Origin of the sequence: Microcoleus sp. Pol11C3, assembly GCF_036701485.1 — a bacterium.
In the GTDB taxonomy this organism is placed as follows: Bacteria; Cyanobacteriota; Cyanobacteriia; order Cyanobacteriales; family Microcoleaceae; genus Microcoleus.
Genome location: NZ_JAUBQW010000232.1, coordinates 1 through 4455 on the forward strand (window position 1 = coordinate 1; position 4455 = coordinate 4455).

6 protein-coding genes are annotated in these 4455 nt (G+C 45.5%); 3 read left to right on the forward strand and 3 right to left on the reverse strand.

Translation table 11 applies throughout. The annotated features are described in order from the left end of the window. Positions 1–69: 69 nt before the first annotated feature. Entirely contained in the window at positions 70–546 is a 477-nt protein-coding gene (locus QUA40_RS27660; protein WP_333131757.1) for a restriction endonuclease subunit R, read from the forward strand. A gap of 73 nt (positions 547–619) precedes the next feature. Next, the gene (locus QUA40_RS27665; RefSeq protein ID WP_333131759.1) at positions 620–1897 is read left to right on the forward strand and encodes a bifunctional sterol desaturase/short chain dehydrogenase; all 1278 of its coding nucleotides are present in this window, start codon (positions 620–622) and stop codon (positions 1895–1897) included. A 266-nt stretch (positions 1898–2163) separates the two neighbouring features. On the opposite strand, the gene QUA40_RS27670 is transcribed toward QUA40_RS27665, so the two are convergent. Continuing rightward, entirely contained in the window at positions 2164–2763 is a 600-nt protein-coding gene (locus QUA40_RS27670; RefSeq protein ID WP_333131760.1) for a glyoxalase-like domain protein, read from the reverse strand. A 120-nt stretch (positions 2764–2883) separates the two neighbouring features. On the opposite strand from QUA40_RS27670, the gene QUA40_RS27675 reads away from it, so the two are divergent. Beyond that, positions 2884–3288 (forward strand): gamma-glutamylcyclotransferase, encoded by a 405-nt coding sequence (locus QUA40_RS27675; RefSeq protein ID WP_333131762.1) that lies wholly within the window; start codon positions 2884–2886, stop codon positions 3286–3288. Positions 3289–3443: 155 nt separating this feature from the next. Here the strand turns inward: QUA40_RS27675 and QUA40_RS29190 are convergent, their stop codons facing one another. Further along, the gene (locus QUA40_RS29190; protein WP_445301206.1) at positions 3444–3545 is read right to left on the reverse strand and encodes a hypothetical protein; all 102 of its coding nucleotides are present in this window, start codon (positions 3543–3545) and stop codon (positions 3444–3446) included. 28 nt (positions 3546–3573) lie between these two features. Then, a complete protein-coding gene (locus QUA40_RS27685; protein ID WP_333131766.1) occupies positions 3574–4164 on the reverse strand; it encodes a response regulator transcription factor in 591 nt (196 codons plus the stop codon). Positions 4165–4455 lie beyond the last annotated feature (291 nt).

A 4455-nucleotide genomic window follows, 5' to 3' on the forward strand; every position in this document is an offset into this window, starting at 1 on the left:
TCTATCCTTTCTCTGCGCTGTGCTTATCTCAATGGTCAACTTTCCGCTTGATGTATTTGCAAAAGTGAGATGCACCCCATATACTTCAACTTGGTAGACAACCCGCCTGTGTTGGAAAATGCAGTCAAGCTAACAATCATCAGCCCCATTTTGTTTATTGCCGGTCTGTATGAGTCTCCTTTTCAAGTCAAAGCCGAAAAGTCGAGATCCATTCAAGAAGAAGACGAAGGCAGAATCATCGAAGGCAGAATAGATATCTTAATTATGAAAGCAAACTTGTGGGTAACAGTAATTGAATCCAAACAACTTTCGTTTTCAACTGACGAAGCACTTGCCCAACTCCTGACATATATGCTGGCATATCCGAATCCAGAAAATCCTACTTTTGGAATGATTTCCACAGGTGCTAACTTCAATTTTGTCAAGTTAGTTAGAGGCGAAACTCCCCAGTATGCCCGATCGGCTGAATTTGTTATTTCCAATCCCGGCAATGAATTGTACCGGGTTTTGCAGATTTTAAAACGCCTGAGTCAACTGCCAGACTAGCAATAAAAGCCATTTTAAGCTATCTTTCAAAGCAGACAATATCTAATATCTCAAATTTCAAACTGGTGCGAGCATGGTAAATTACTGGATAGTCGGCGCTGTGGCAATAGCTTCTGTCTGCTGGGCAGAAATAATACGAGACTTTTATCACGTCGTGTCCCATTATTGGGCACCCCTGCAAAAGCTGCACACTTGGCATCACCGCGTTTTCCGCCCGAATTTGACAGCCGTCAGCGAGACAATTTACAAGCAAGCACACTGGCGTCACGACGTACCCGAAGCTGCGGCGATGATGATTTTGGGGTTGTTGCTGTGGGTTGTAGCTTATTTTGGGCTGCCGGAATATCACTGGGGCGCAGCAGCGGGTTGTATTTATACTTTAGGCTTTTTGTTGAGCGCGATCGCCCGCGCGTGCGGCATCAAAGGCGCAGACGAATTAACCGACCTCACCCACCAACCGGGAGACTTTCTGACTCCCCCTGGCAAGTGGTTAGTTAATAAACCTTATCACTGGCGGCATCACTTCGACAATCAAAATGCTTACTATTGCGGTACTTTCACCTTAATAGATAAACTTATGGGTACAGCACTTTCTCTCAAAGGCAAAACTGTAGCCGTCACCGGTGCATCGGGAACTTTAGGACGTTTGCTTCTCAAACACCTGCACAAAGCTGGTGCAAAAGTGATCGCCCTCTCCTCTAGAAATGAGGAAATTACTTTGAATGTAGACGGCGAAAATTTGCCAGTAAAAACAGTAACTTGGCAAGCTGGCCAAGAGGCAGACTTAGCCGTATTGTTAGAAAAAATCGATATTCTTGTAATCAATCACGGGATTAACGTACAGGGAGAAAGAACAGGAGAGGCGATCGCAAACTCCTACGAAATTAACACTTTTTCCGCGTGGCGGCTGATGGAACTCTTTTTCTTAACAGTCCGCACTAACGAAAACATCGCTTGCAAAGAAGTCTGGATCAACACTTCCGAAGCAGAAGTAATTCCCGCTGTCAGTCCCCTGTACGAACTCAGCAAACGAGCCCTGGGAGATTTAGTCACCCTGCGCCGGCTGGACGCACCCTGCATCGTTCGTAAATTGATTTTAGGGCCGTTTAAAAGCAACTTAAACCCGATCGGCATCATGTCTCCCGACTGGGTAGCGCAGCAAATTGTCAAACAAGCTAAAGCTGATGCCCGCAATATCATCGTGACAATTAATCCTTTGACTTTTCTCGTTTTCCCAGTTAAAGAATTCTTTGTTTCTATATATTTCCAAATCTTCAGCAGGAAGGCGATTTCACAGATTAAAGCAGCGGCGTCGTCGGAAAAATCTAGCGTGGAAGCCAAGATTAATTGACAAACAAGAAACCCGGTTTTTTCAACAAACCGGGTTTCTAAGGATCGCGAATTAAATAATTTACACAAGATTGTGGGGTGTCCCGCCCGCCCTTTCTGGACGGGCGGGACGCCCATCCCACAAGAACCATCAAAATTGTAAGTTATTTAATTCTCATTCCTAACTTGGGATCTTATACCAAATGCGGCTTTCATACCCTTTTATTCTTTAGTCCGCGTCGGCGAACGAAAGTTTGTATAGGATCGGTTTCAACCGCCGAGTCTTATCTAATTACTAACCTCAGCCATTTCAATGACTCGGCCGTCGTAATCCTTGACCAAAAAATTCAGCGGTTTTTCCCGGCGAATTTTATAACTAATACCGCGAGTTTGTACCCTCATCAATAGCTGATCCAAACAATCGCGATCGAAACAAACATGACGTTCGCGATTTTTTTCCCCTACACCGGCGCCGCTAATGATATGCAACTGCGTATTTTTCATCAACTGATACCACAAACCCTCGGGAATCCCCATCGTTTGAGTGCTCGTTGCCCTCCCGACATTCGGCGACAAATACAGCGGATCGATACCAGTTGTGCCCAAAGTTTGCTCGTAATTGTAGTAGTAGTGCAGCGGCACTTCTGCTACTGGCAGGTTTAGCATACCTTCATAAAACTCCCTGGCTTGTCCGAGATCCGATACCATCACTGTGTGTACCTTCGGAGCACTGGTGAGAAACATCCACATCGCCCCGGCATAGGCGGCCAGCAGCATCACCATAATCCCTTGAGTAGAAAACAAGCTGTCCAGGGGCAGGGACGGCAAAAAAGAGCTCAAGTACACAGGCTGAAGTCCAAAAGCAATAAAACTAACTGCTACAGTCATGAATTATAAGAAAGGGTAAACAACGAAATTTATCAAGATTGCAGTCGCGATCGCCCGCGAGACTTAAACTATTAGCTTAGCCATCTATGTTAGCAAAAACTAGCGGTTAAGCCCTACCCGATGAAAGTCTTTGTATACGGCACACTCAAACCGGGCGAGTCCAACTACCTCCGCTACTGCGAAGGAAAAGTTGTGGATGCTTGCCCCGCGATCGCCCGCGGTCAACTTTTTGCGCTGCCGATCGGCTATCCTGCGATGATGGCCGGAGATGGCACAGTCTGCGGTTTTCTCCTCTGTTTCGCAAACTCGGCTATTTTGGACGATTTAGACCGACTTGAAGACTATCATCCGCTGCGGGAACCGACACAAAACGAATATCAGCGACAGGAAATCGAAATCTTCGATCGACACCTCAAACCTTTAGGCACCGCTTGGGCATACTTCATGTTACCCGATCGCGTTCGTGCTCTAGGAGGCATCTGCCTGCCCCACGGCAGGTGGGAAAATAGGTTTTTCACCAAATAAGGTGGTTAATGCCGATGAGCTTAGGAATGAGAATTAAATAACCTGCAATGCGTGATTTTATTGTGGGATGGGCGTCTCGCCCGTCCAGAAAGGGCGGGCGGGACGCCGAACCTCTACTCCCCACAAACTTGTGTAAATTATTTAATTCGCGATCCTTAGTAAATTGCCATTGCAGGGGGCGAAGGTGGCTCAAACCTGTAACCGTAACCCCGAATAGTTTTAATAAACTGCGATCCTGTAGCATCAACTTCAATCATTTTCTTGCGAATCTGACCGATATGTACGCTAACAACTTTCTCTTCTCCTGTGCTGTTGCAGTTCCACCCCCCAAATTTTTTCAATTAGCTGTTGGCGACTCCAAGATTGACCAGAATGACTTGCCAAAAAATACAATATCTTAAATTCCAAGGTTGTTAACTTGATAATTTGGTCGTTGAGTGTTGCTTCCCGACGCGCTGAATCGATCGCAAATTGATCGAATACAATCCGTGATGGATTCACAGGCCTCATCCGTCTCAACACAACTTCGATCCGAATTGCTAACTCCGCCAAACCAAAGGGTTTGCAGATATAGTCATCAGCACCGGCAGACAGGACTTTAAGTCGATCGGCTTCGTCTGTGCGGCTGCTTAGCATGACCACAAAAACATTAGTACGGCGCTGCATTTCCTGGCAAAGATGATAGCCTGTAGTATCCGGCAAATTCCAATCGAGAACTACTAGCATTGGCTTGAATTCCTCAAACAATTCTAAAGCCGTCTCGCCATCTTCTGCCGAATCTACTTGATATTTCTGATTTAAAAAACGATGAACTAGAGTGCGGATGGATGGGTCATCATCCACAACGAGAATCTTGGGAGTAGTATCAATAGTCATCACAAAAAATTTTTTTCTTGTCAATTTAAAGCTGGCAATTACAGAACAGCTTTAGTCCAGCATAAACCCCAGCTCGCTCCAAATAACTGGTAATTCTTCAATCAACTTAGCTTGGAGGTCAAAAGGCTCTCCCATATCCCAAATTTTGACTTCTAGGTGTTCGCTAAATACGGTTATTTCAAGGTTGATCGGAGTTTCAAAGGGCAGATTTTTGTGGTAAGTGTTCAGGGGGGTAACGAGAGAATAAGGGTTTCAGGCGATAAAATCACTTGACTTAGCCTCCTAAGTTCA

Bases quoted from the DNA above. Each gene is read 5' to 3' on its own strand.
- QUA40_RS27670 (WP_333131760.1), bottom strand. From the start codon at position 2,763: ATGACTGTAGCAGTTAGTTTTATTGCTTTTGGACTTCAGCCTGTGTAC.
- QUA40_RS27675 (WP_333131762.1), top strand. From the start codon at position 2,884: ATGAAAGTCTTTGTATACGGCACACTCAAACCGGGCGAGTCCAACTAC.
- QUA40_RS27685 (WP_333131766.1), bottom strand. From the start codon at position 4,164: ATGACTATTGATACTACTCCCAAGATTCTCGTTGTGGATGATGACCCA.
- QUA40_RS27660 (WP_333131757.1), top strand. From the start codon at position 70: ATGCACCCCATATACTTCAACTTGGTAGACAACCCGCCTGTGTTGGAA.
- QUA40_RS27665 (WP_333131759.1), top strand. From the start codon at position 620: ATGGTAAATTACTGGATAGTCGGCGCTGTGGCAATAGCTTCTGTCTGC.
- QUA40_RS29190 (WP_445301206.1), bottom strand. From the start codon at position 3,545: ATGATTGAAGTTGATGCTACAGGATCGCAGTTTATTAAAACTATTCGG.